24 protein-coding genes are annotated in these 26,000 nt (G+C 32.7%); 13 read left to right on the plus strand and 11 right to left on the minus strand.

What is annotated here, in order from left to right:
* Nucleotides 1-33: 33 nt before the first annotated feature.
* The 6 genes from GSY47_RS16960 to GSY47_RS16985 form a co-directional block, all read right to left on the minus strand.
* Nucleotides 34-687: a murein L,D-transpeptidase catalytic domain-containing protein gene (locus GSY47_RS16960; RefSeq protein WP_179001531.1), complete on the minus strand. Its 654-nt coding sequence runs from the start codon at nt 685-687 to the stop codon at nt 34-36.
* Nucleotides 688-821: 134 nt separating this feature from the next.
* Nucleotides 822-2,054 (minus strand): ATP-dependent Clp protease ATP-binding subunit ClpX, encoded by a 1,233-nt coding sequence (gene clpX, locus GSY47_RS16965; protein WP_179001533.1) that lies wholly within the window; start codon nt 2,052-2,054, stop codon nt 822-824.
* A gap of 172 nt (nt 2,055-2,226) precedes the next feature.
* Complete coding sequence (clpP, locus tag GSY47_RS16970) at nt 2,227-2,901, minus strand: ATP-dependent Clp endopeptidase proteolytic subunit ClpP (protein WP_179001535.1); 675 nt, start codon at nt 2,899-2,901, stop codon at nt 2,227-2,229.
* 315 nt (nt 2,902-3,216) lie between these two features.
* On the minus strand, nt 3,217-4,539 hold the full coding sequence (locus tag GSY47_RS16975; protein WP_179001537.1) for a trigger factor: 1,323 nt from the start codon (nt 4,537-4,539) through the stop codon (nt 3,217-3,219).
* A gap of 114 nt (nt 4,540-4,653) precedes the next feature.
* A complete protein-coding gene (locus GSY47_RS16980; RefSeq protein ID WP_179001539.1) occupies nt 4,654-4,998 on the minus strand; it encodes a phage holin family protein in 345 nt (114 codons plus the stop codon).
* Nucleotides 4,999-5,052: 54 nt separating this feature from the next.
* Nucleotides 5,053-5,817 carry an alpha/beta fold hydrolase gene (locus GSY47_RS16985; RefSeq protein ID WP_179001541.1) on the minus strand — a complete coding sequence of 255 codons (765 nt, stop codon included), beginning with the start codon at nt 5,815-5,817 and terminating at the stop codon, nt 5,053-5,055.
* Between the two features lie 205 nt (nt 5,818-6,022).
* Here GSY47_RS16985 and GSY47_RS16990 point away from each other — a divergent pair, with 205 nt between their 5' ends.
* Entirely contained in the window at nt 6,023-7,363 is a 1,341-nt protein-coding gene (locus tag GSY47_RS16990) for a hypothetical protein (protein ID WP_179001543.1), read from the plus strand.
* Between the two features lie 50 nt (nt 7,364-7,413).
* Here the strand turns inward: GSY47_RS16990 and GSY47_RS16995 are convergent, their stop codons facing one another.
* The 3 genes from GSY47_RS16995 to GSY47_RS17005 all read right to left on the minus strand — a co-directional run bounded on the left by GSY47_RS16995 (nt 7,414) and on the right by GSY47_RS17005 (nt 11,337).
* Complete coding sequence (locus GSY47_RS16995) at nt 7,414-8,268, minus strand: DUF4249 domain-containing protein (RefSeq protein ID WP_179001545.1); 855 nt, start codon at nt 8,266-8,268, stop codon at nt 7,414-7,416.
* Between the two features lie 5 nt (nt 8,269-8,273).
* Nucleotides 8,274-10,544 carry a TonB-dependent receptor plug domain-containing protein gene (locus GSY47_RS17000; protein WP_179001547.1) on the minus strand — a complete coding sequence of 757 codons (2,271 nt, stop codon included), beginning with the start codon at nt 10,542-10,544 and terminating at the stop codon, nt 8,274-8,276.
* 79 nt (nt 10,545-10,623) lie between these two features.
* Nucleotides 10,624-11,337: a pyridoxine 5'-phosphate synthase gene (locus GSY47_RS17005; protein ID WP_179001549.1), complete on the minus strand. Its 714-nt coding sequence runs from the start codon at nt 11,335-11,337 to the stop codon at nt 10,624-10,626.
* Nucleotides 11,338-11,452: 115 nt separating this feature from the next.
* Between GSY47_RS17005 and GSY47_RS17010 the strand changes: the two genes are divergently transcribed.
* The 8 genes from GSY47_RS17010 (at nt 11,453) to murI (ending at nt 19,883) form a co-directional block, all read left to right on the plus strand.
* Nucleotides 11,453-12,112 carry a CBS domain-containing protein gene (locus tag GSY47_RS17010; RefSeq protein WP_179001551.1) on the plus strand — a complete coding sequence of 220 codons (660 nt, stop codon included), beginning with the start codon at nt 11,453-11,455 and terminating at the stop codon, nt 12,110-12,112.
* A 99-nt stretch (nt 12,113-12,211) separates the two neighbouring features.
* Complete coding sequence (locus tag GSY47_RS17015; RefSeq protein WP_179001553.1) at nt 12,212-13,096, plus strand: NAD kinase; 885 nt, start codon at nt 12,212-12,214, stop codon at nt 13,094-13,096.
* A gap of 173 nt (nt 13,097-13,269) precedes the next feature.
* Nucleotides 13,270-13,959, plus strand: a complete 690-nt coding sequence (porG, locus tag GSY47_RS17020) for a type IX secretion system protein PorG (protein WP_179001555.1) — start codon at nt 13,270-13,272, stop codon at nt 13,957-13,959.
* A gap of 1 nt (nt 13,960) precedes the next feature.
* Entirely contained in the window at nt 13,961-14,701 is a 741-nt protein-coding gene (locus tag GSY47_RS17025; protein ID WP_179001681.1) for an isoprenyl transferase, read from the plus strand.
* Nucleotides 14,634-17,372 carry an outer membrane protein assembly factor BamA gene (bamA, locus tag GSY47_RS17030; RefSeq protein WP_179001557.1) on the plus strand — a complete coding sequence of 913 codons (2,739 nt, stop codon included), beginning with the start codon at nt 14,634-14,636 and terminating at the stop codon, nt 17,370-17,372. Before GSY47_RS17025 ends, bamA begins: the two co-directional genes overlap by 68 nt.
* A gap of 42 nt (nt 17,373-17,414) precedes the next feature.
* Nucleotides 17,415-18,437 (plus strand): OmpH family outer membrane protein, encoded by a 1,023-nt coding sequence (locus tag GSY47_RS17035; RefSeq protein WP_179001559.1) that lies wholly within the window; start codon nt 17,415-17,417, stop codon nt 18,435-18,437.
* Between the two features lie 14 nt (nt 18,438-18,451).
* Nucleotides 18,452-18,955: an OmpH family outer membrane protein gene (locus GSY47_RS17040; RefSeq protein ID WP_179001562.1), complete on the plus strand. Its 504-nt coding sequence runs from the start codon at nt 18,452-18,454 to the stop codon at nt 18,953-18,955.
* 151 nt (nt 18,956-19,106) lie between these two features.
* Nucleotides 19,107-19,883, plus strand: a complete 777-nt coding sequence (gene murI, locus GSY47_RS17045; RefSeq protein WP_179001564.1) for a glutamate racemase — start codon at nt 19,107-19,109, stop codon at nt 19,881-19,883.
* Nucleotide 19,884: 1 nt separating this feature from the next.
* Here murI and GSY47_RS17050 read toward each other — a convergent pair whose 3' ends face one another.
* Both GSY47_RS17050 and GSY47_RS17055 read right to left on the minus strand, forming a co-directional pair.
* Nucleotides 19,885-21,120, minus strand: coding sequence for an aromatic hydrocarbon degradation protein (locus GSY47_RS17050; protein WP_179001566.1), 1,236 nt, complete (start codon nt 21,118-21,120; stop codon nt 19,885-19,887).
* Entirely contained in the window at nt 21,120-22,448 is a 1,329-nt protein-coding gene (locus tag GSY47_RS17055) for a DUF4270 family protein (protein WP_179001568.1), read from the minus strand. Before GSY47_RS17055 ends, GSY47_RS17050 begins: the two co-directional genes overlap by 1 nt.
* Before the next feature lie 232 nt (nt 22,449-22,680).
* On the opposite strand from GSY47_RS17055, the gene GSY47_RS17060 reads away from it, so the two are divergent.
* The 4 genes from GSY47_RS17060 to GSY47_RS17075 are packed head-to-tail and all read left to right on the plus strand — an operon-like array spanning nt 22,681 to nt 25,968.
* Nucleotides 22,681-23,511 carry a DUF6268 family outer membrane beta-barrel protein gene (locus GSY47_RS17060; RefSeq protein WP_179001570.1) on the plus strand — a complete coding sequence of 277 codons (831 nt, stop codon included), beginning with the start codon at nt 22,681-22,683 and terminating at the stop codon, nt 23,509-23,511.
* A gap of 17 nt (nt 23,512-23,528) precedes the next feature.
* The gene (locus tag GSY47_RS17065) at nt 23,529-24,533 is read left to right on the plus strand and encodes a Kelch repeat-containing protein (protein ID WP_179001572.1); all 1,005 of its coding nucleotides are present in this window, start codon (nt 23,529-23,531) and stop codon (nt 24,531-24,533) included.
* A complete protein-coding gene (locus GSY47_RS17070) occupies nt 24,520-24,852 on the plus strand; it encodes a DUF4907 domain-containing protein (protein WP_179001574.1) in 333 nt (110 codons plus the stop codon). Before GSY47_RS17065 ends, GSY47_RS17070 begins: the two co-directional genes overlap by 14 nt.
* Nucleotides 24,853-25,968 (plus strand): sensor histidine kinase, encoded by a 1,116-nt coding sequence (locus GSY47_RS17075; protein ID WP_179001576.1) that lies wholly within the window; start codon nt 24,853-24,855, stop codon nt 25,966-25,968. It abuts the gene before it with no gap.
* The last annotated feature ends 32 nt before the right edge of the window (nt 25,969-26,000 follow it).

A 26,000-nucleotide genomic window follows, 5' to 3' on the forward strand; every position in this document is an offset into this window, starting at 1 on the left:
TGAGAAGCTTTAATTTTTCAGAAGAACCAAAGATCAGGACTTAATAACCCACATTAAAACTTTTTTATTTGTTTTCAAAAGTTCGTCAATTTCTTTCATGCTTTCATTGGAAACTGCTGGACAGCCCCAGCCTTCTGGTGTTCCTTCGGGGTAAACTTCACTATCCGAAACAGCTTCCCAAGAATGTAGAACAATGGCGCGGCTTCGGGCATTTGAATTGGTTTTGTCTTTTCCCTGTAAAATATAATTGACTTTAATTCCCCACTGACTTACACCTCGATCCAAAATCACATATTTCCCAATCGAAGAACAATGCGAATCAAATTCGTTGCTTATTTGCGGTTTCTCTTTAGAAGAAGTCCTTCCCCATTGATTATCGCCACAGCCATGACTTACTAAATAGGATTTTGAAACTTCTTTCTTTTTAAAATCGTAAACAAAAAAGCGTTTTAATCCAGAATGCAGTCCTAAATCAATCAATATAAATTTGTTTTGATTGAGATTGTTTGTTTTGCAGTATTGTTGTGCTTCTTGATAGTAATTACTGTAGTTGAATTCGATTTGGGGTTTCTTTTCTGAAACTGTTTCTTTTTTATGTTCATTTTTAGAAACTACTATTTCTTTTTTATCTTTTTGATTACAAGATAAAATCAAAGCTAAACCAATGGCAAAAATCATATTTTTCATGATGCCAATTTACATAAAATCTGAAGCAAAAATCTTACTTAAAAGTATAAAAAAAACCTGCTCAAATTAATGGGCAGGTTTCTAAAAGTAAACTTTGTCAAAGTTTAGAACTTTGACAAAGCGAAATATAGTTTTTAAGAAGCAATTTCCATACGCTTCAATAAGTTTTTACTTAAAGTATGTTCTGCGTATTCTTTGTCGATTGTCAACGTTGTATCATCTGATGTTGGCAGTTCATACATGGCATCTGTTAAGATAGCTTCGCACAAAGAACGCAATCCACGAGCACCTAATTTATATTCTAAAGCTTTGTCTACAATAAAATCTAAAGCTTCTTCTGTAATCGTAAACTCAACATCATCCATTAAAAATAATTTCTGATATTGTTTTATCAATGCATTTTTAGGTTGTGTCAAGATCGCACGAAGTGTTTCTTTATCCAAAGGATCCATGTGTGTTAAAACTGGCAGACGACCAATAATCTCTGGAATCAATCCGAAATCTTTAATATCTTTTGGAATGATATATTGCAGTAAATTGTCTTTATCAATATTATCTACATTTTTAGAAGTCGAATAACCAACTGCCTGACGGTTTAAACGTTTTGAAATAATACGTTCTACTCCATCAAAAGCTCCTCCTGCGATAAATAATATATTCTGCGTATTTACCTCAACAAATTTCTGGTCTGGGTGTTTACGTCCTCCTTTTGGCGGTACGTTTACAACAGTTCCTTCCAATAATTTCAATAAAGCTTGCTGCACACCTTCTCCAGAAACGTCACGCGTTATCGATGGATTGTCGCTTTTACGGGCAATTTTATCAATTTCGTCAATAAATACAATTCCTCTTTCTGCTTTTGCTACATCATAATCGGCAGCTTGAAGTAGACGAGTTAAAATACTTTCAACATCTTCTCCAACATATCCAGCTTCTGTTAACACTGTTGCATCAACAATAGCCAAAGGAACGTCTAACATTTTTGCAATTGTTTTTGCAACCAATGTTTTTCCTGTTCCAGTTTGCCCCACCATGATGATGTTGCTTTTTTCAATTTCCACTTCATCGTCCAATTGCTGTTGCATTAAACGCTTATAGTGATTGTAAACCGCAACCGACATCACTTTTTTAGTCTGGTCCTGACCAATAACATATTGATCTAAGAAAGCTCTAATTTCTTTTGGTTTCTTTAAAATTAAGTCGCCAATATGTTTCGCGCTTCCGCTAGATTTTAATTCTTCTAATACAATTCCGTGTGCTTGTTCAATACATTTATCACAAATGTGTGCATTGATACCAGCAATCAATAAATTAGTTTCTGGCTTCTTTCTTCCACAAAACGAACATTCTAATACTACTTTTGCCATTCTTTATTTAAGTTACTAAGCTGCAAAGATACTAAGTTTCTAAGCTTTTTATTTTAATTAAAACTTAAAAACTTAATTCTCTGCAGCTTAAACCTTTATTTTTTGTTTGATTTTCAAGTTAAACAGAAATACTTAAAATCTTAGCATCTCAGAACCTTAGAATCTTTTAAAATTATCCTCTTCTTAATACTTCGTCGATCATTCCGTATTCTTTAGCTTCATCAGCTTTCATCCAGTAATCACGCTCACTGTCTTTGTGTACTTTATCAAAAGTCTGTCCTGAATGCTGCGAAATGATGTGGTATAACTCATCTTTCAATTTCAACATTTCACGTAAGTTGATTTCCATATCTGTAGCAACACCTTGTGCTCCTCCAGATGGCTGGTGAATCATAACTCTTGAATGAGGTAAAGCAGAACGTTTTCCTGCAGCTCCAGCACATAATAAAACTGCTCCCATAGAAGCCGCCATTCCTGTACAGATTGTCGCTACGTCTGGTTTGATGTACTGCATAGTGTCATAGATTCCTAAACCTGCATAAACACTTCCTCCTGGAGAGTTTAAATAAATTTGGATATCTTTTGAAGCATCAGCACTTTCCAAAAATAATAATTGTGCCTGAACGATATTTGCGATTTGATCATCGATACCTGTTCCTAAAAAAATAATTCTGTCCATCATTAATCTTGAGAACACATCTAATTGAGAAATATTCAACTGACGCTCTTCGATAATATATGGAGTCATGTTTGTTGGTGTCATTGCTGCTACGATTTTATCGTAATACATTGCGTTTACTCCTTGGTGCTTTGTAGCAAATTTTTTGAATTCTTTACCGTAGTTCATATTTTAAGTGTTCTAAGTTTTACGTTTATAATATATCTTTACATCAAAGGTTGTACCTCTTTCTAAAGGATGTCAATTTGTCTTATTTCTAGCCCAGATAGCAGTGGAAAGCTTTTTGAAATGGCAACTATTTTTTGTTGGTAAAAAAAAGCGACCAACGGAAGCTCTTTTTTTATCTTACAAAAAAAGGCAGCCGTAAAAAAACTTGTAACGAATAGCTGGATTAGCTTCTGAAAAGTAATCAAAAATTAATTAAAACAAAAGAGCGTCAGGAAAAAAATCCTGACGCTCCAATATATATAGTTTCTCTAGAAATTATTCTCCGTAAGACGCAGCAATAAATTCTTCGTAAGTAACCTCTTTAGTCGTTGGATTTGCTTTTTCTTTGAATAAATCTAACAATTTAGCTGCTACAACCTGCTCAGAAAGTCTTTTCACTTCTTCCTGGTTAGATAAAACTCTAGCCACGATTCCTTCTACTTCTTCGTCAGTTGGGTTTGTTTGACCAAATTGAGCCATTTGCTGTCTGATCGCACCTGAAGTAAATGATTTCAAATCTTCAAATGTAATTTGAATGTTACTTTGAGCCATTGCTTTTCCTTCGATCAATTGGAAACGTAACCCTTTTTCAGATCTTGCGTATTCCACTTCAGCTTCTTCAGCAGAAAGTTTTTTCTCTCCAACAGTTTGCAACCATTTTTTAAGGAATTCTGCTGGTAAATCGAATTTTGTGTTTTCGATCAAGAAATCTTGAACGTCTAATAATAATTTTTGGTCAGCTTGCTGAGCGAATTGTGCTTCAGCATCTTCTTTAATTTTAGCTTTTAAATCTTCTAAAGAAGCTACTTTTCCTTCACCAAAAAGTTTGTCGAATAACTCTTGGTTTAATTCAGCTGGCTCAGAACCGTTGATTGCTTCGATAGTAAAGTTTACTTCAACATCTAAACCGTGAACACCTTCGTGACCTACTTTTAGGTAATCCATTAATTGGTGATCGTCTTCGAATAAACCTTTTGTGCTTACTGTAACAACATCTCCAACTTTTTTACCTGTGAATTGTTTTTGAGCTTTTTTACTGAATGCATCTACAGCAATTGTAGTTGTATTATTGATTCCGTTTGCTTCGCTAGAGAAAGTTCCAGTTAAGTCAGATTTTGCATCAGATACTTCCTGAGGAACTGCTTTTCCAAATTGTTTTTGGATACGCTCCACTTGTCCGTCGATTAATTTATCGTCAGCAGTAACGATATATTTTACGATATTATTTTTAGCTTCAAGATCAATTTCGAAGTTTGGCACTAAACCAATTTCGTATTCAAAAGTAAGTTCTTCAGCATCCCAGTTAAAATCTTCGTTTACTTTAGCAAGAGGAGTTCCTAAAAGATTTAATCTTTCAGATTGAATATAACGCTCTAAAGCCAAATCAACTACTTTTTTGATCTCTTCTTGCTTAATAGCTTTTCCGTATTGTTTTTCAACAAGATCTTTAGGCACAGCGCCTTTTCTAAATCCTTTTACTTGTGCTAAAGGCATTTTTTCGTTAATTCTTTTTGCTACTTGACCTTTATAATCCATGTGAACAACGTTCATCACAATTGTCTCGTTAACAGCGTCTATTGCTACTCTTTTAATATCCATCTTCTTCTTTAATTTACATAATAAAATTGGGTTGCAAAATTATAAAATTTTTGCAACCCAACCAAGTTTTTAATCTATTGTATTTGAAGCAGTTTTAATCTGCTGTATTTGTTATTATTTATCGTCTCCCAGTATTTTATAAGTAATAGATTGAAGAAGAGACAAAATAATACTGAAAATTAATGCTGTCCAGAACGAATCGACCACAAAACCGCCCACAATCTTAGTAGACAACAAAATAATTACCGCATTGATGACCAGCAAAAATAAACCCAGTGTAACAACTGTTACTGGCAGTGTTAAAACAACCAAAATTGGTTTTATAAAAACATTCAGCAATCCTAAAACTACTGCAACAATTACAGCTGTACCGAAACTCGCCACATGCACTCCGGTCAAAATGTTAGACAACAACAAAACAAGGGCAGCAGTAACAAGGAGTCTAAGTAATAATTTCATAATTATTCAGGTTTTAAATTTATTTAAAAGTACTAAAAATTTTATCAAATTCGGTTATTCTTTTAAAAACTCGGTTGTCAATTCAAAGAACATTTTTGGATTTTCAGCATGTAACCAATGTCCAGCGTTTGGAATGGTTTCTAATTTTAAATTTGGAAAATGTTGACGAATTCCATCTAAATCGGAATCCTGAATATAACCTGAATTTCCTCCTCGAATAAATAAAGTCGGATTATTAAAAATCAAATCATCAGGAAGAGGTTTTCCAATCGCATCCAAATTATTATTGAAGGCATTTAAATAAAATCGGAAAGCCAATTGTCCAGGTTCTTTCCAATAAAGGTTTTTTAATAAAAACTGACGTGTCCCAAAATCCGGAACATATTGCGACAATATTTCTTCAACATCATTTCGGCTTGGTTTTACCGAAAAGTCGACAGCATTTAATCCTGCTAAAATTTCCTGATGGTGCTGTTTGTAAAATCTTGGCCCAATATCGGCCACAATTAATTTATCTACTATTTCTGGATGTGTTGTTGCAAAAAGCATGGCTACTTTTCCTCCCATGGAATGACCAAGAATATCAATTCTATTTAAATTATTTGCTTGACAGTATTCGTAAACATCCTGAACCATGGCTTCGTAACTCCATTCGTCTGAATGGAAACTGCGTCCGTGATTTCTTAAATCTAAAATATGAACCTGAAATCCAGCCTCCACATATTGACCAGCTAAAGTTTTCCAATTATCCGACATTCCAAGAAATCCGTGCATGATGACAAAAGGTTTTCCTTCGCCTTCTATTTTTGAGTATAACATTAAATTTTCCTTTTTAAATTCTACTACAAATGTAAAAAACTTATCTATTAATCTGTAACAGAATGTATTCTCCGTACATTTTGATTAAAAAAAATTAATAAAAAAAAGTTTACAATAGTACGGTTTCCCGTAATGCTTTTAGAATTAAAGAAATTACCTTCGCACCGGAAATTTAACCGACTAATTTAATTAAATACCACAAATCATGATTAAAAAATTCATTTTGTTATCATTGGTTGCTTCTCAACTTATGATTTCATGTTCTAGTGATGACAGCAACGACAAACCTGAAACAGAACAAACAGTTGAAGAGCAAATTGCTGAATTACTAAAAAAGCCTTACTCAAGTCTTACTCCTGCACAGCAAAAAACAAAATTGGAAGCTGAAGCTAACGACATGCTTACGCAATTAGACAAAACAAAAAGTTCAAGCGCTATTGAGGCATTAGAAAATTTATCAAGATTATTGGACATTAACCACATTGATATTTTCAATGGAAAAAACAGTAATCAAGTAGAAGACATTTTAAACATTTCTGGAGTATATGGAGTATATACTTGGAATAATACAAATAAAGTTTGGGTTAAAACTGCTTCTACTACAGAATTAAAATTTGTTTTCCCTGCAAAAGAATCTCAGACAGCAAATAATGCTGTGTTTACTTCAAAAGCAGTTTCTTCAGATGTAAAAGTTGATTTTTTTGATGGTTACAATGGAAATGCTTCTGTATATGATACTATTTTCCTTCCATCTTCTTCAGATGCAACTTTAACTATCGACAATACACAGTCTGCAACCTTTACGCAAACTGCAAAATACTCTTCAAAAAATCAATCACCGGACGAGTTTGCTTATAAAATGACGTTGAACGATGGATATACTTGGGAAATGAGTGGTAAAAAAGGTACTGAGAACACATCAAAAGCAGTACTTACTTATAACGGAAAAAATCTAATTGATTTTAGCGCTGGAAGTAATGCTGAAATCGATAAATTAATAGATAATGATGAGCTTGTTCAATACAGAGGAAAAGCAAACGGTTTATTTAAATTAATGGACAATTTTGTTATTGTTGCTGACATGGATCTGGCTACTGAAGCTGCTGACAAAGAAGCCTTGTACAAAGCCAACATCCGTCCTAAATCTCCTGATTATAGCGACCCTAAAGCAGACTTTAAAGCTTATTACACGGCTTCAAACGCATACGAGAAAAAAATCTCAGAAGGAAACGCTGCTAACTTTAACAAAAACATGAAGTTAATTTTAGTTTCTAAAAAAGATGGAACTAAAATTGCTGACATTGTTCAACATTCAGAAAAAGACGGTGAGTATACATTTAATTTACCCGTTTGGAATGCACAATCTAGCTATTGGAACTTTTGGAATCCTAATGGTGAAACCTTTACACAACCATATCTTTATGACGCTTATTACTTAAAATTCAACGACAATACTGAAGTAGAAATGAGCGTTTATTTCTCTGAAGGATTTGAGAAATTTGAAGCTAAATTTGAAGATTTTATTGCTGCTTTCGAAAAGAAATAACAGCTTTTAAACTATAGCTTAAAGCCGATTTGATATATTTCAAATCGGCTTTATTTTTTTGGAGGCGTTCTGACAATTATTGTACTTTGTCCATATCCTGCCCAAATGCCAATTCCTCCTTTTATATTGGATTTTAAACTGGTGTTGGATGGATAAATCGGATTTTTGCTGTTTACAATTTCGTTCTGCCAACTGTTCCAGAAATCTAATACTTCTTTAGTTTGGGTTCTCAATTTGACATAAATCAAATCTCCATCAGCGAAATAAGGCGTAAACTTTGTTTTTGGAAACAATAAAACACCTCTGTTTATCTGCACAGAAACCGAAGGACTTTCGAAATTTTTATCATCTAAATTACCATAAAAAGAAGGAACAAAAATCGGTTCTTCACCATCAATCTTTGTAGCTATTTGATAATAGTTTTTTTCATTTACAGGATCGTCGAATTTCACAAAAACATAACCCGTTGTATCGGTTGCATTCTTCTTTACATATTCGGCACTTTTTAAAGGCACTGATTTCGGAATCAAAGTTACCGCTTCGATAACGCGATCGAGATATTCAATTTTAATAGAATATTGTTTACCTGCTTCGCCCATTAGTGTCGATCCAAAATACACAAAAGGCGGAATTCTATTTTTATCATTTTTTACTCTTAGAACTTCTGAATTTACACCATCTGAAACTGTAATTTTCGCAGATCTGATTACATGATTTAAAACATTTGTAGAATCAATAACATTTGTAACCGGAATACTGCTCGACAATAAAACATTTGCAAAATCACCTTCTTCAATCCAGCCTTCGACCACTATTTTAGACTCTAGTTTTTTTTGCTCGCTAAAATTATCATTAGAACAGCTCATTATCGTTAAACCGAAAAGAAACAATAGATACTTTTTCATATTCCTTAAAATTTAAATTTCCAACTTACAGAAGGAAGAATTCTGTACAATACTTTCTCTTCTTGTTTTACGACAACTTTGTCCTTGTTTTCATTTACTTCTACATCTAAAACCACATAAATAGGATTTGAGATGTTAAATGTATTGTAGATCGAAAAATTTAATGCACTTTCTTTCTTCGAAGTTTTCACGAAATAGTAATTTGCAGAAAGATCTGTTCTAATATAATTTGGCATCTGTGCATTATTATATCCTGAATATTCTTTTACCGGATTGTTATTGATGAAATACCAAGAAGTCGGCATTGTGAATCGATTTCCAGAACCAAATATTTGAGTTATACCAAAATTCCATTTTGCATTTAAATCGTACATTCCAACTACAGAAAGATTATGTCTTCTGTCATATTTTGCGAAATACGTTTTCCCGTTGTTGAGTTCATCAAAATTGCGATCAGACCAGCTTAAAGTATAACTCAGCCAGCCGCTAAATTTTCCGCTGCTCTTTTTCAGCATCACTTCAAATCCGTAAGCTTTTCCTTTTCCAACATATAAATCATTTTTAAGCGTTGTGATTTCATTAAACTGTGTTATTCCATACGGATATTCAAGCAGATTTTTCATCGAACGATAAAACCCTCCAAAAGAAGATGAGAAATTTCTAGTAATATTTTGGTTTGAACCTATAGAAAATTCATTAGAAGATTGCGGTTTTATTCCGTCAGAACTGGCAATCCAAAAATCAGTCGGAATACCAACGCTTGAAGTCGTGATTAAACTTAAATACTGATATTGCTTGTTGTAAGAAGCATAAAACGAATAATTCTCATTTGCATAATAATTCAAAACCATGCGAGGCTGAAAATGCAAATAAGAATTCGATCCCGAAGTATAATAATTCATTCTAAGCCCCAAATCAGCCGTAACTTTTTCAAATAATTTAGGATTGGCACTCACAAAAACTGCTGCTTCATTTGCAGAAATTGTTCTTTGCGAATAATTATCGACTGTAGTCAGATTTTCTACATTGACTTTTTGAGGCTGTAAATCATGATAAACGTATTGTAATCCAGACTCAAAGGGAATGTTTTTAATCGAAAATTTGACAGCATTTGTAAAACCAAAATCTTTCACATACGAAGAAACTCCAAATTCAATTGTTGCCTGCTCCATATTTAATTCATTTGAATATTGACTAAAGTAAAAAGAATTCGACATACTTATTTTAGGAGAAAAGATAGTATTTAAAGATGGAGAAACAGTAAAATTGCTCCACTTTAAATTGGTTTTCAATGCCAGATTCCTATCATTTATTTTGAGTTCGTCTCCACTTACAAAGGCATTTAATGAAAATAAATTTTTCTTAGAAATCTGAGATAAAAAAGTAAAATTTGCATCAGAAAAACCATATTTCATATTTTGGACGTCGTTGTTCGAACCTGATTTTAATAACGGCCCCATAACTTCATCAATATATGTTTTTCTTCCAGAAACATATAATCCCGTTTTATCTGTAAGCGGAACCGACAAAGTTAACTGTGAAGCCAAAATACCCGCATTCCCCTGAATAGAAAATTCCGACGGTACTTTTTTATTTGTATTTAAAAGTGTAGTAGAACTTAAACGTCCACCGTATTTTGGGTTCGAACTTGATTTATCAAATTCAACATCTTTAATATGGTCTGTATTGTAAAAAGGGAAGATTCCTAACAAATGAGACATTCCATAAATGGGCGCTTCATTATACAGAATTGCATTATGTCCAGGATCGCCTCCACGAACATACAAATACCCATTTGCATCTCCTGAATTTTGAACTCCCGGCATCAATTGTAGTAATTTGATAACATCTGTAGTTCCTAAAACTGTTGGTACAGCATTTAATTCTTTCAAATTAAGAGAAAGCTTTCCTGCAGATAAAGTTTTGATCCCGCTTTTCTTGTCATTTGAAACAATTACTTCCTTTAACTGTGCAGCATCTTTTTCCAAAACAATGGAAATTACGGTGTCTTTTATGACATTACAGTAAATTGTTTTTGGTAAAAAATCTAAATGATTAACTCTGATCATCAAATTTCCCGAAGAAATAATCTCCGAGAAGCTTCCTAAGCTATCAGCAACTGCATAAAACTGTTTTTTATTAATCTCAAAAGAGATATTTGCTCCAGCGAGCTTTTGGTTATCAGAAGATATTATCGTTCCTGTTATCCTTACATCTGACTGGGCAAAAATGTTAGAAAAACAGAATAAAAAAAAGAGAATAGCAGATTTCGACACTTAAATTTTAATAAGAAAAGTGCGAAAATAAACAATTATAACCCAATTACATCAGGTTATAATTGTTTTAATTTTATTCTTATTTCAATTTATTCAAATACATATTTACCACATTATCCAATCCAAGATAAAGTGCTTCTGAAATCAAGGCGTGTCCAATTGAAACTTCCAATAATCCAGGAATATTTTGTTTGAAAAATTGAATATTCTCTAAGCTCAAATCATGTCCAGCATTGATTCCTAAACCTAATTCGTTTGCTAATACGGCTGCTTTTATATAAGGATCTATTCCGTTTTTGTTTCCCAAATCATATTGGTGTGCAAAAGCTTCTGTGTACAATTCAATTCTGTCTGTTCCTGTTTTTTTTGCACCTTCGATCATTTCTAAAACTGGATCAACAAAAATGGAAGTTCTGATTCCGTTTCTTTGGAACTCCTGAATCACTTCTGCCAAATATTCCTGATTTTTAATAGTGTCCCAGCCAGCTGAAGACGTAATTGCCCCAATTGCATCTGGAACCAATGTGACCTGATCTGGCTTGCATTCTAAAACCAAATCAATAAAATTATGCTGCGGATTTCCTTCAATATTATATTCTGTTGTAATAATTGCTTTCAAATCTCGTGCATCCTGATAGCGGATATGGCGCTCATCTGGACGCGGATGAATTGTAATTCCCTGTCCTCCAAAACGCTGAATATCTACAGCAACTTTTAATAAATCCGGAACATTTCCGCCTCTTGCATTTCGAAGCGTTGCAATTTTATTGATATTTACACTTAACTTTGTCATATAAATAGATAATTAATTCTAGTAACACTATATTTGTTACGACAAAAATACAAAGTAAAACGCAGCAGTTTTCGGTATTTTTTGATTATTTTGCATCAAATATCTTCAATGATTTATGACAGAAATTACAAACTATATCACCAACGATTTCAGAGCAATTGATAGTCAGGAAACGATAGCATCGATTCAGGACTTTTTTATTGATGTAAATTTTTCTCATTTTCCAATTCTAGAAGATGGGGTTTTTATCGGAAGTATTTCTTCTGAAGACGTAGAAACATTTGATACCGATAAAAAAGCGATTGATTACAAATATACTTTAGAACGTTTTTTTGCCAGAAAGTCGATGATTTGGCTGGATGTTCTAGAAGTTTTCGCTAAAAACCACACCAATATACTTCCAATTCTTGACGAAAATAACGCTTACATTGGCTATTACGAAATGGAAGACATCATGAAATTCTTTCAGGAAACACCATTTTTAAAAGAACCAGGAGGCATTATTATTGTTCAAAAAGGGCTTTTAGATTATTCTATGAGCGAGGTAACTCAGATTGTAGAAAGCAATAATGGCAAAGTCTTAGGATGTTTTGTATCTGATGGCGACTTAGAAAACGTTCAAATTACTATTAAAATAGGTTTAGGAGCCATCAATGAAATTATTCAGACTTATAGAAGATACGGTTACGAGATTATTTCAGAACATCAAGAAGATACCTATATTAACAGCCTAAAAGAACGCTCCGATTATTTAGACAAATATCTCAACATATAAGTTATGAATGTGCCAATGAGAAAATTAGTTAATTAGATAATTTTCACATTTCCCAATTATCTAACTGACACATTGCCAAATTCTCTAATTTAACAAAGAATGAAAATAGCCATTTACGGACAATATTATCAAAATAGCACAGAACCTATTATAAAAGACATTTTCATGTTCTTCAATTCCAACAATGTTGAAATGGTCATTGAAGAAAATTTCCTAAAAATGCTTTATGAAAAACAGCTTGTAAAAAAAGAATACAAAACTTTTTCTCCAAGCACTGCTTTAGATAATAGCTTTGAAATGCTTATTAGTATTGGTGGTGACGGTACTATTTTAAGAGCAGCAGCATTTGTTCGTAATTCTGGTGTTCCTTTATTAGGTATAAATGCTGGAAGATTAGGTTTTCTTGCCAAAGTACAAAAAGAGAACATCGATATTTTATTGCAATATGTTATCGATCAAAACTACACCACTTCAGAACGTACCTTATTAGGTTTAACGGCTGAACCCCAAAACGAAGCTTTTGAGGAACTTAATTTTGCTATGAATGAAGTTACCGTAAGTAGAAAAGACACTACTTCGATGATTACAGTGGAGACTTATTTAAACAATGAATATTTAAACTCATACTGGGCAGACGGACTAATCATCTCTACTCCAACCGGTTCTACAGGATATTCCTTAAGCTGTGGCGGACCAATATTAACTCCAGATGTAAAAAGTCTTGTAATTACGCCTATAGCTCCTCATAACTTAACCGCCAGACCACTTGTAATTCCGGATGATACTGAAATCACCTTAAGAGTTACAGGAAGAGAAGACCAATATTTGGTTTCTTTAGATTCGAGAATTTCTTCGGTAAAAAACGAGTCTATTTTAAAAATAAAAAAAACAGATTATAAAATTAAAATGGTCGAAATTCCAGGTGAAACTTTCTTAAAAACCTTAAGAAACAAATTACTCTGGGGAGAGGATAAAAGAAATTAAACTCTTTTCTAATTCTCTACTATACGATAATGCCACATTTTCTCGTTCTGCATATAGTGAATCATCATTAAATGGCTCAAAATCATAACGTAAATTGAAAAAGAAGCACATTTAACTAAAGGAACTTTGATTCGTATTGATAATTATTATATTTGCACGCAATTTTGAATTAAATGAAGAAAATTTTTAATTTATTGTTATGTTTTTTCCCCCTTATTACACTAAATGCTCAGATCAATGAGCTTGGTGTTTTTCTTGGTGGAAGCAACTTTGTTGGCGATGTTGGCAAAACAACTTATATCGCTCCAGAAAAAATAGCTTTTGGTGTTCTTTATAAATGGAACAGAAGCCCAAGACATTCATGGAGATTTTCTTATACACAATCAGAAGTTTCTGGAAATGATTATAAATCGGAAGAAACAGGAAGAAACCAAAGAGGATATCGTTTTGACAACAATATAAAAGAGCTTTCTGCGGGATTAGAGTTTAACTTTTTTGATTTCAATCTGCACGATTATCACACAAAAATTACACCTTATGTATATTCGGGATTAAATTTCTTTATCTTCGACAACTTATATAGGTATACTGCAAGTCCGAATGAAATTTATTCTGAACATTCAAGCTCTCTTGCTATACCTTTTATATTAGGTATAAAATCGAACATAACACCGCGTTTCGTTTTGGGACTTGAAACAGGAGTACGTTATACTTTTACAGACAATATCGACGGAAGTAACCCTAATACAAGTAGTTCAAACATTTTAAAGTTTGGAAATTTAAATAATAATGACTGGTATGTTTTTTCAGGTGTTACCTTAACATACACCTTTGGAAAAAAACCTTGCTATTGCGCAGAATAAAATGAATTTAATAGAATCAATAGATCACACAAACTTACCTAAACACCTAGCCATTATTATGGATGGTAACGGACGATGGGCAAAACAACAAGGCTATCTTCGTGCGTTTGGACATGAAAATGGAACAAAATCTGTAAAAGAGATCATCAAAACTTCTGCTAAGCTGGGGATTGAGTATCTAACCTTATATGCTTTCTCTACAGAAAACTGGAACCGCCCAAAACTTGAGGTTCAAGCATTAATGAAAATATTGATCAATTCTTTAAAAAAAGAGCTTGTTACTCTTCAAGAAAACAATATCCGCCTCAATGCAATTGGAAATCTTGACAAATTGCCAAAAACAGCCCAAAAAGAACTTTTGGATGTTATGGAAAAAACTAAAGACAATTCTCGACTAACACTAACTCTTGCTCTAAGCTATGGATCTAGAGAAGAACTGGTAAGTGCTGTAAAGGCAATAAGTGATAAAGTTAAAAATAATATAATTTCAATAGACACTATTGACGATTCAATTATAAATGAGCATCTTTACACGCAAAATTTACCAGACGTAGATTTATTAATACGAACAAGTGGAGAACATAGAATAAGTAATTTTTTGCTTTGGCAAATTGCCTATGCAGAATTGTATTTTACTAATGTCTTGTGGCCAGACTTTAAAGACCAAGATTTATATGAGGCTATTATTAGTTATCAAAAAAGAGAACGTAGATTTGGAAAAACCAGTGAACAAATTAAATAATTTTTTAGTGTTGCAAAAAAAAATACAAATAGTCCTTACCCTCCTAATGCTGGGTAGTTTTTCACAAATTAAAGCACAAGAAAGAGTTCCTTTTGATCAAGGGAAAAAATATATCCTAGCCAAAGTTTCCGTAGTTGGTAAAATAAGCTTCAATGAACAAACCGTTGTAACCTTTTCGGGCCTTCAAAAAGGTCAGGAAATCACGGTTCCTGGAGAAGAAATTAGTAGTGCAATTAAAAAATTAGGTAAACTTGGTTTATTTGATGAAATTGCTTTTTACGTTAATAAAATAGAACAAGATAGTATCTATCTAGATTTAGATATTATCGAACTTCCTAAATTGAATGAAGTAAAATTTGTTGGAGTTAAGAAGGGTAAAGTTGAAGGTTTAATTAAAGATAACAACCTGACTAAGAACAAAATAGTCAATGAAAATCTAATTACAACCACTAAAAATTATATTGAAAATAAATATAAAAAAGACGGTTTCTATAATACAAAAGTTACTATTACAACTACCCCTGACACCATTGCAGGGAATCAAGTAAACATGCTTGTTAGAGTTGACAAGGGAGATAAAGTAAAAATCAGCAATATTGACTTCATTGGAAACAAACAACTTACAGGTAGTCAATTGCGTTCTGCAATGAAAGATACTAAACAGAAAAACTTTATTCGCGTTTTTAAAGCATCTAAGTTTATTCCTGAAAAATATAAAACAGATTTAGAAAAAGTAATCGCTGCCTATAAAGAAAAAGGATATCGTGATGCTCGTATTATTTATGATTCTGTTAAGTATAATAAACAAAAAAATACGCTTGCCATTAAGATTAATGTAGAAGAAGGTAATAAATACTACTTTGGTAATATTAAATTCTTAGGTAATACTGTTTATTCAGACCGCCTTTTAAACAGTTATTTAGGAATCAAAAAAGGAGAAACTTATAATGGCGTTTTACTAGAAAAAAGAATTGCTGATAAGTCTAAACCAGATGCTGAAGATATCACCAATTTATACCAAAATAACGGTTATTTATTCTCAAATATTAATGCTGTAGAGGTTAAAACTGTAAATGACACAATCGATTTTGAGATTAGAGTAACAGAAGGTCCAATAGCATATTTCAACAAAATTACTGTTGTTGGAAATGACAAAACAAATGACCACGTTATTTATCGTGAATTAAGAACTAAACCAGGAGAAAAGTATAGTAAAGAACAACTCGTACGAACTATTCGTGAGATTGGACAATTAGGATTCTTTGACCCTGAGGCAATTGATCCAAAATTCAAAAATGTAGATGCTGGAGCAGGAACTGTTGATATCGAATATAATGTTGTAGAAAAAGGATCCAGCCAAGTTGAGCTCCAAGGAGGTTACGGTGGTGGAGGTTTCATTGGAACATTAGGACTTTCATTTAACAACTTCTCGGCCAGAAAACTCTTTGACAAAGAGGCATATAAGCCTTTACCAATGGGAGACGGACAAAAAGTTGCTTTACGTTTACAAGGAAGTACTTATTTCCAAACCTATAGTTTATCATTCTCTGAGCCTTGGTTTGGAGGAAAGAAACCTGTACAATTTAGTTCTTCTATTTCATACAGTAAGCAATTTCTTAACAATTACATTACTAGAACCGTTGATAGAAGCAAAAGTTTTAATATTTTTACAGTTCAAGTTGGTTTAGCAAAAAGGTTAACTGTACCTGATGACTACTTTGTATTATCACAATCAGTAAGTTATCAGCATTATGATTTGAACAATTACAACACAGGTTTATTTACCTTTGGTAATGGTGCATCAAGAAACTTAGCATATACAATTGGAATTTCAAGAAGTAATAAAGGGGTTAACCCAATATTCCCAACTTACGGTTCTGAATTCAGTATTTCTGCTAAAGTGACACCTCCTTATTCATTATTTAATGGAATTGATTACAGTGATTTAAAAAATCAAAAAGAGTATAAAAGACAATATACTGGTACTAATGGATATGATGATTTTGGTCAACCTCTTAATAATGGTGACTATATCAAAACCGACACACAAGGAAGAGTATCAAGCGTTGGATCAGATTATGCAAGTGCCGATACAGATGTATCTAAAGTCGATCAGAAAAAATACAATTGGTTAGAATATTATAAAGTTAAATTTAAAGGAGATTGGTATACTAAAGTTTATGGAAAATTAGTATTAAGAACCCTTACAGAATTTGGTTTCTTAGGAGCTTATAATCAAGATAGAGGTGTAATTCCGTTTGAACGTTTTTACTTAGGAGGAGATGGTATGGCAAACTACTCAATGGATGGTAGAGAGACTATCCAGTTGAGAGGTTACCCAAACAACTCTTTAACTCCTGTAAATTCTAATGGAGATCCAATTGGAGCAACTATTTATAATAAATTCTCTATGGAATTACGTTACCCAATTACACTAAAAGCATCAGCTTCTATTTATGCTTTAACATTCTTAGAGGCAGGTTCATCATATCCAACGTTTAAAGATTATAATCCGTTTGATTTGAGCCGTTCGGCTGGTGCTGGTTTACGTGTATTTATGCCTGCATTTGGATTGTTAGGTATTGACTTTGGTTACGGATTTGATGCGCTTCCTGGACAAACAAAAGCTAATGGCTGGGAAACACACTTTATTATTGGACAACAATTTTAGAGAAATAGCGTTTGGTTAAAAATCATCAAATAAAGTTATGTTATGAGAAAACAATTTTTATTTATATTTTTAGCCTTGATTGTAGCAAATACAAGTCAGGCACAAGGTAAGACGACTAGAATTGGCTACATCGACATGGAATATATTTTAGAAAATGTTTCCGATTATAAAGAAGCTAAATCCCAGTTAGAGCAAAAAGCTCAGAAGTGGAAACAAGAAGTTGAGGCTAAAAAATTAAATATAAATACACTGAAGGAAAGCTTAAAAACAGAAAAAGCTTTACTTACAAAAGAATTAATTGAAGAGAGAGAAACTGAAATTAAGTTTCTTGAACAAGAAATGATGGATTACCAGCAGAAACAATTTGGTGCTGATGGTAATTTGATGAGACAAAAAGCAGCTTTGGCTAAGCCAATTCAGGATCAAGTTTTTACTGCTGTCCAAGATATTGCAGAAGCTAAAAATTATGATTTTATTTTTGACAAATCATCAGATCTTACAATGCTTTTCAGCAACAAAAGATTTGACATCAGTGATCAGGTTTTAAGAGTTTTAAATCGTACAGAAAAGCGTGAGCAGCTTTCTAAAAAACAATTAAAAGAGCAGGAAGCAAAAGAGAATCTGGAAAATGCAATAGACGAAAACCCAGCAATGGCAGAACGTCAAAAAGCTCTTGATGAGAAAAAAGCGGCTAGAGAAAAACTAATTCAAGATCGAAAATTGGAGCAGGAAGCTAAGAAAAAGGAATATGAAGATCGACGTAACGCTTTAGCAGCTGAAAGAGAGGCTAAAAAAAATGGCACGGTTTCTGAAACAGCTAAAACAACAGCGCCTGCAACAACAGAAGCAGTTAAAACAAATACAACTGCCAAACCTGCTGCAACTGGAACAGAGCAAACAACAACTGCTGATCCAGCTATGACAAAAGCAGAAGAAAGACAGATGCTTTATGAACAGCGCAAAAAAGAGTTAGAAGAAAAAAGAAAGAAAATTTTAGAAGAGAGAGAAGCTGCTAAAAAAGCAAAAGAAGCCGAATCACAAAAAACAAATACGACCAATAATTAATTAATATTTTAAAAATGATGAAACAAATCAAAACTTTACTAATTGCTGCAATTCTAATTTTAGGAGCAAGTAACACAATGAACGCACAAGCGAAGGTAGCTCATGTTGATGTCAGCGAGATTATGTCGAAAATGCCTGCTATGCTAGATGCTCAAAATCAGCTGCAAAAATTAAGTGGAACATATGATGCTGAATACAAAAAGATGGTTGATGAATATCAAGTAAAAATCAAAAAGTATGAGGCAGAAGCTGCTACAGTAACTGATGCTGTTAACGGTGAGCGTTCTAAAGAAGTTCAAGATATGCAAAAAAGAATTGTTGATTACAGAGACAATGCACAAAAAGAACTACAACAAAAAGAAACTGATATTGTAAAACCTTTGATGGAAAAAGTAAAAAATTCTATCCAAAAAGTTGGAAAAGCTAAAGGTTTCCAATACATCTTAGACGGTTCTACTTTATTATTAGCTGATGGTCCAAACATCACTGCTGACGTTAAAAAAGATTTAGGATTCTAAGAAACCTAAAAAATCAAAAAATCAACTGTTCAATTCTACAAAATTGAGCAGTTTTTTTTTACAAAAAATTAAAATAAATCTTCTACATAATTTGAAGAATTGAATTAACTTAGAGTAACAAATTTTATCTAAAAAATAGTAATTTTGCTTTATGACAAACAATAATCCTATAGGCGTTTTTGATTCTGGTATTGGCGGAACTTCCATCTGGAGCGCTATTCACGATCTTCTTCCAAATGAAAAAACCATTTACCTGGCTGACAGCAAAAATGCTCCTTACGGTCAGAAAACTAAGGACGAAATTGTCGCATTAAGCAAAAAAAATGTAGAGTTTTTGCTTGAAAATAATTGCAAACTAATTGTTGTTGCCTGCAATACTGCAACAACAAATGCCATACGAGAGCTGCGCGCAGATTACGATATTCCGTTTGTTGGAATCGAGCCTGCAATTAAGCCTGCCGCTAATAATTCGCAGACACAAGTAATTGGAATCTTGGCTACAAAGGGAACACTAAACAGTGAGTTGTTTAACAAAACTGCCGAAATGTTTCAGAATACCAAAATAATAGAACAAGTTGGTTATGGACTTGTACAACTTATTGAAGATGGCAATTTATACTCTCCAGAAATGACACAGCTTTTGGAGTCTTATCTGAAACCAATGGTCGACGCCAATATCGATTATCTGGTTTTAGGATGCAGTCATTACCCGTATTTAATTCCTCAAATAAAAAAAATTATTCCAGATCATATTAAGATTATTGATTCTGGCGAGGCTGTAGCCAGACAAACAAAAAACCTACTTCAAGACAAAGTAGGCTTTTCAGAAATTAAACAAAATGATCCGATTTTTTATGTCAATTCAGACCCAAAAGTGCTTGAGTCTATCTTAGAATACAAATATCCTGTTATTAAAAAAGACTTTTAATTTATTCAATTTTTCGTTTGACAAACCAAATTCCGTCCAACGTTAAATTAAGTGATATTTTATGGTAGTTTTCTTTTATGAGATCATTTGCTATTCTTCCTTTTTGACCATATGAATATGAAATATTTAAGGACGAAAAAGTATTATCAATAGGCAGATTTAAACCCAATGAAAATGATGCATTATTAACACGATGTGCATCAACTTCAAGATAACCTGTATCATAACTCACACCTGCTGCATACCCTACTCTATCCCAATATTTTCGGGCATTCTTTCTAGAACTGTACGTAAATCCAGCTGCGAAACGATCTTGATTCACAAAATTACCATACAAATCAGATTGTTTTGTATCCTGCCAAAAACTTCGCTCGTAATCTAGAGTAAAACTCAAATTATTTTTAAATCGCTTATTTAAACCAATACCTATTTCTAAAGGCATGTAGTAATCATCTGTATCAGATGCCACATCAGATTCAATTGTAGATGTTACTCCATCGGCAATTGCTGCTACAGATTGTACTTTAGAAGCTTTAATTTTCGAAGGAACCTTAAGTGTTGTTCCAATTGTAAAAGTTGAATCGATTTTATATTGCGCGCCCAATGTAGCACGTACTCCACTATAATCTGTTTTTTTATTAATTGTGGTAAGAGTACTTCCAACTTGAAAAGTACGATCATCAACCGTATTCCCAAAAAGAACAGTTGCAGTTGCTCCCAGTGTGAATTTTTTACCCACTCGATATCCATACGAAAAATCCAAGCTGTTTAATCCACCTGATCCTTCTGCTGTAAGATAATAATATTCCTGGCCATCCATTATTGGCAGTTTTAAATTTGAAATTTTAAACGTCGAACTAGAATAAGGACGAAGAGAAAGACTAAATGCTGATTTCTTAGTAACAGGAAATGCAAATGCCAAATGTGAAAACTGAAAATTATTTCGACTTTCTTTACGTGAACCACTTTGATAAGTAGTTGCAATTGCCTTTCCCCCTATATCAAACAAAAAGTGATTTTGATACATAAAACCTAAAGAAGCTGGATTTAAATTATTGATAAAACTATCTGACGGCAAAGCAATTCCTGAAGAACCAATAGAAGGCAGATAACCAAAATCTGAATCATATAAACTTCCAACACCATACAATGAATAAGGCGAGCTCGATATACTTTGAGAAAAAGAAGTCAGCGACATCAATATGAAGCAGCTCCATAAAACAATTTTATTTTTCATTAATATGAGATGTAATAAATTTTAAGCTGAATTTTATTGTTTAAATGCTTTTGATCTCCTAAAATCAGTCTATTAACCGATTGGGTAAGTTCTGGCAAAGTCAATATTAAAGAAGATCTTGAATCAGACTGTTTAAGCATCTCTTTCTGAAGAAAACTTCCAAGTGAAATTGAATACCCGACATTTTCGTTAAATTCATCGCTTTTCTTATTCAATCTCCCATAAACTGCTCCACCCGCAGAATTTGCGAGAGTACCGCTTATTCTGTTTAAATTATTACCGACATAAACCTTTAAGGAATCTGCCAAAGGATATTTATCCGAATAAGAGTTATTAACTGGTTTAAGAATCAGTTCTGCATCTACAATAGCCCCATTTGTCGAAATATTTTTAAGTTGCTTTATATTAGGAAAATCAATCCGGCAGGCTACTCCAGTTCCAGCTTGAATAAATCCCTGATTATTGGTCAGTAAACTTGACAATTTACTGGTCGAAATGGGGAGGTCTTGTATTAAAGTACCTGTCTTATCTAATAAAATAGAATTAAACTGCTTGGAAGTATCTAAAATTGAGAAATCTAATATATTTGAAGCATTTTCATTGTCTGATTGGTATTTAGAATAATACAATCTAACCTTACTAGAAGAAACACTAAAACCAATGACATTTGAGGATGTTGAATTTTCTGGAACCAGTACCAGACCTTTTAGATATTCTGTAAAACTATCAAAATCTGTAACCTCTCTTTTTTTGATTTTTTGAAAAAGCGCTTCTCCAAATACCTTACTCATTTGAACATTTATAGAATCTTTTTCTTTTGGTCTTGGTTTAAAAGAAATTTTTCCAAGGCTTTCAGAATCATAAGTCAAAGTCGAATTATTATAAAACTGATCATCTTCTTTATTAGGTTTAACTTTTTGAGTTAATCTGTAAATATTAAAGGTCTGCACTCTTGTAGTATCACCATAATAATACTTATCATACTTAAGAATCATAGAAATCGAATCGAAAACATAATTGGTAGATTCAGTATCAGACCCAATACTATTTAAAGCATAACTATTTCCAGATAGCTGAAAATAACTGTCCGACTTTACTTTTCCGAAAAGAGGATCATCATAATTTCCAATTAAAATTCTTCCAGTACTGGAAGTGGCAAGTGAATCAAAATTGATAGTTGACATGTTAACCGTAGCCGTATCAATCAACACCACTTTATTACTTAAAGCCAGATAATCTGACCCGACAGAAAAATCTCCAGTATCTGTATCTGTACCGCATGAAAATAAGCTTAGTACAAAAAGCAAGATCAATATAAACTTGTGCATAATTTATTTTTTGAACAAATATAAAATGCAAGCCTTCGTGCCACACTATAACATATACTATCAAGCTTTTTTAAGCTACAAATCGCATAAAATCATCTATAGTGTACATTGTCATCAAAAAAATCATTTCAACCTTAAAAAAGAGGATTTAGTCTATCAAAACACGTCATATATATATCTTCTTTTTTTTAAGAACACTGTCCGCTTACTTTTGAAACCAATAAAATAAATAATGATAGTACGGTTTTTAATTTGTTCTCTTTTTTCGGTTACATTTTTAAGTATCAAAGCACAAGAAAATTTTGCTGCTTATGCGAATGTCAAAATAGAGCCTACAAATAATATAAATTTTAATGAAACTGATATTGCTGTTTCTTATAAAAAGAATTTAGGAACTAGATACAAAATAGCCAATACGTTGGAGTATTCGAATTTGAAAGTGAGTTATGAACTGAATCAATTTGACTTTTATCAGGAACAAGATAAATTCAATCAGATTCAAAACAAATTTGAATTTTCGCATGAAATATCAGAAAAAACAAAATGGCAGTTTTCTATTATTCCGACAGCTAATTTTCAGCAAAATTTAGATTTATCCGACATTACTGTTTTAGGAAATATAGCAATTAACCAGCAGTTGAGTTCAAAATTAAACTTGGTTATTGGAGCAGGAAGAACCTCCATTTTTGGAGCACCAAAATTTACTCCAATTGCAGCTTTAGATTATAAATTTAGTGACAAAGCTAATTTAAGAGTGGGATTCCCAGATTCTCAAATTATATATTCGAATAATGAAAGAAATGAATTTAAACTGACGAATAGTTTTAACGGAAATTTTTATCATTTAGACACATCAGATGCTGTCGACAAAGTGGTTTTATCGCAAATAACAGCCGCATTTGAATATGATCGTAATGTTAGTAAAAATTGGTTTTTAAATTTTAAAGCCGGTTATGATTTTAATAAAAAATACAAATTAGTAGACAGCAGTAATCGTCAAATATATGACTATAACATAGGAAATGGCTACGTCTTAGGAATAGGGATCAAATACAAACAATAAATAAAATTAAATACACTATGATTAATCTAAAAAAAGGAATTTTATTCACAGCGCTTTTTTCGAGCCTTTTTTTTGTAAGCTGCAGCAATGATGAAGATGACGAATTAATGGGAAACTGGATTAAAAAATCAGCCTTTGACGGCCCTGCAAGATCTAGTGCAACAAGTTTCGTTATTGGAGATTTCGCTTACGTTGTTGGCGGTTATACCGGCGATGAATATTTAAAAGATTTATGGATTTACAATTCTAATGGAGATTATTGGGAACAAAAAGCAGATTTTACTGGTATAGGAAGAAGTTCTGCTTCTAGTTTTGCATTAAATGATAAAGGATATGTCGGTCTTGGTTATGATGGGACAAACAAACTGAAAGATTTTTATCAGTACGACCCTGTCAGCAACAGTTGGTCACAAAAAGCAGATTTTGCAGGAACTGCCCGCTACGCTGCCGTTGGTTTTCAAGTAGGCGGTAAAGCTTATTTTGGTACTGGATATGACGGAAATTATTTAAAAGATTTTTATCAATACAATGATCAGACTGACGTTTGGACACTTGTAAATGGTTTCAGCGGTAACAAAAGACGTAATGCAACAGTTTTTGTAATTGCAGATAAAGCGTACTTAGTAACTGGTGTAAACAATGGTACTTATCAAGAAGATTTCTGGGAATTCGATCCTTCAACAGATACTTGGACAAGAAAACGTGATGTCGATAAAGATACTGACGATGATTACTCATACAATGATGATTATGCAATTGTGCGTTCAAACGCTTCTAGTTTCTCTATGAATGGACTTGGATATATCGTAGGAGGTGAAAATGTAAAAACAGTTTGGGAATATAATCCGACAACTGATTTATGGGAAGAAAGAACTCCAATGGAAGGTGCCATCAGAACAGATGCTGTAGCTTTTGCGATTAATAATAGAGGATATTATATGTTAGGACGAATTGGTTCTACCTATTTTGACGATGCTTGGGAATTTAGACCATTAGAAGAACAAAGTGATGATGATAACTAATGCTAAAAAACACTTCTGGAATTCTATCCAGAAGTGTTTCCTATTTTTTATATTCTTTTTGTTCTTTATTTCCTGTACCAAAAAAGAAGCTCTTACATCTGCCTCTTTTCAAACAAATTCAGGATGGGGATACACGATTGCTTACAAAGAAAAAATTCTAATTAAACAAAGTGTTATTCCAGTAATTAGCGAAAACAAAAGTTTTGCAACAGAAAGTGATGCGATGAAAGTAGCCGATCTTGTAAAACAAAAACTCAAACAAAACTTATCACCAGCGGTAACCAAAAAAGATTTAATTTTATTAAAAATAAAATTATAAATGCAGTTAGATACCTTAAAAAATACCGGATACAACAAAATTCTATTTCATTGCGCAATATGGGTTTTCTTTATTTTAACTTCATTAATTCAGTTTTACGAAAGCCCCTTTAAGATGAGTAGTGATTTTTATGTACAATGGATCACAGGAATTGCATTGTTTTATCTGAACTATTTTTATTTGGTTCCCTCTTATCTTTTACAAAAAAAATACTGGCTCTATTTCTTGTTTGCTTTTGGTCTAATTGCTGTTTTTATGATTATTAGAATCAACTATACGATTCCTGAATTCAGACATTTAAGACCCGAAAACATAATGCCTGCGCGAATGATTCCGCAAGGACCTCATTTTTTTCCGAGACCTACCCACATGATGCCTCAAAGAATTGAAATGAGACAGCCTATTTTCTTTAAACTTGGGCCTTCGTTTTTTTATATTTTGATTATAACAATTAGTGCGATTATTAGAACATTAACCGAGTTTTATAATAATCAACAAAACAAACTGATTGCCGAAACACATAGAACAAATACTGAATTAATATATCTGCGCAAACAAACTAACCCGCATTTTTTATTCAATTCTTTAAACAGCATCTATTCTTTGGCACACAAAAAATCTGATTTGGTCCCTGATGCCATCGTCACGTTATCTGAACTTATGCGCTATATGCTTTATGAAACAGATAACAAAACGGTGGCTTTAGAAAAAGAAGTTAACTATATTCAGAATTACATTGAACTGCAAAAACTGAGATTAAACAATATCGAAGACATTGTAATAAATGTACATGGCGATACCAAAAACAAATTTATCGAACCATTACTTTTGATTTCTTTTGTTGAAAATGCTTTTAAATACGGAACAGATTACAAAGGTGCAGCTCATGTAAAAATTAAAATTCTCATTACTGATAATAATCTTGATTTCTGGATCGAAAACTCTATTGAAAACTATGTTAAAGATCCTGAAAACTCAGGAATTGGATTAGTTAATATTCAGAATCGTCTTGATTTACTATATCCGAATGCACACGAACTATCCATTACTCAAGATAATACATATTACAGAGTTCATTTAAATTTGAAATTGGATGAAATTAAAACAAGCATTTAGTAAATCGAATTATTGTAGCTGGAATATAATTT

The sequence above is a fragment of the Flavobacterium quisquiliarum genome (assembly GCF_019308285.1).
Classification (GTDB): Bacteria; Bacteroidota; Bacteroidia; order Flavobacteriales; family Flavobacteriaceae; genus Flavobacterium; species Flavobacterium quisquiliarum.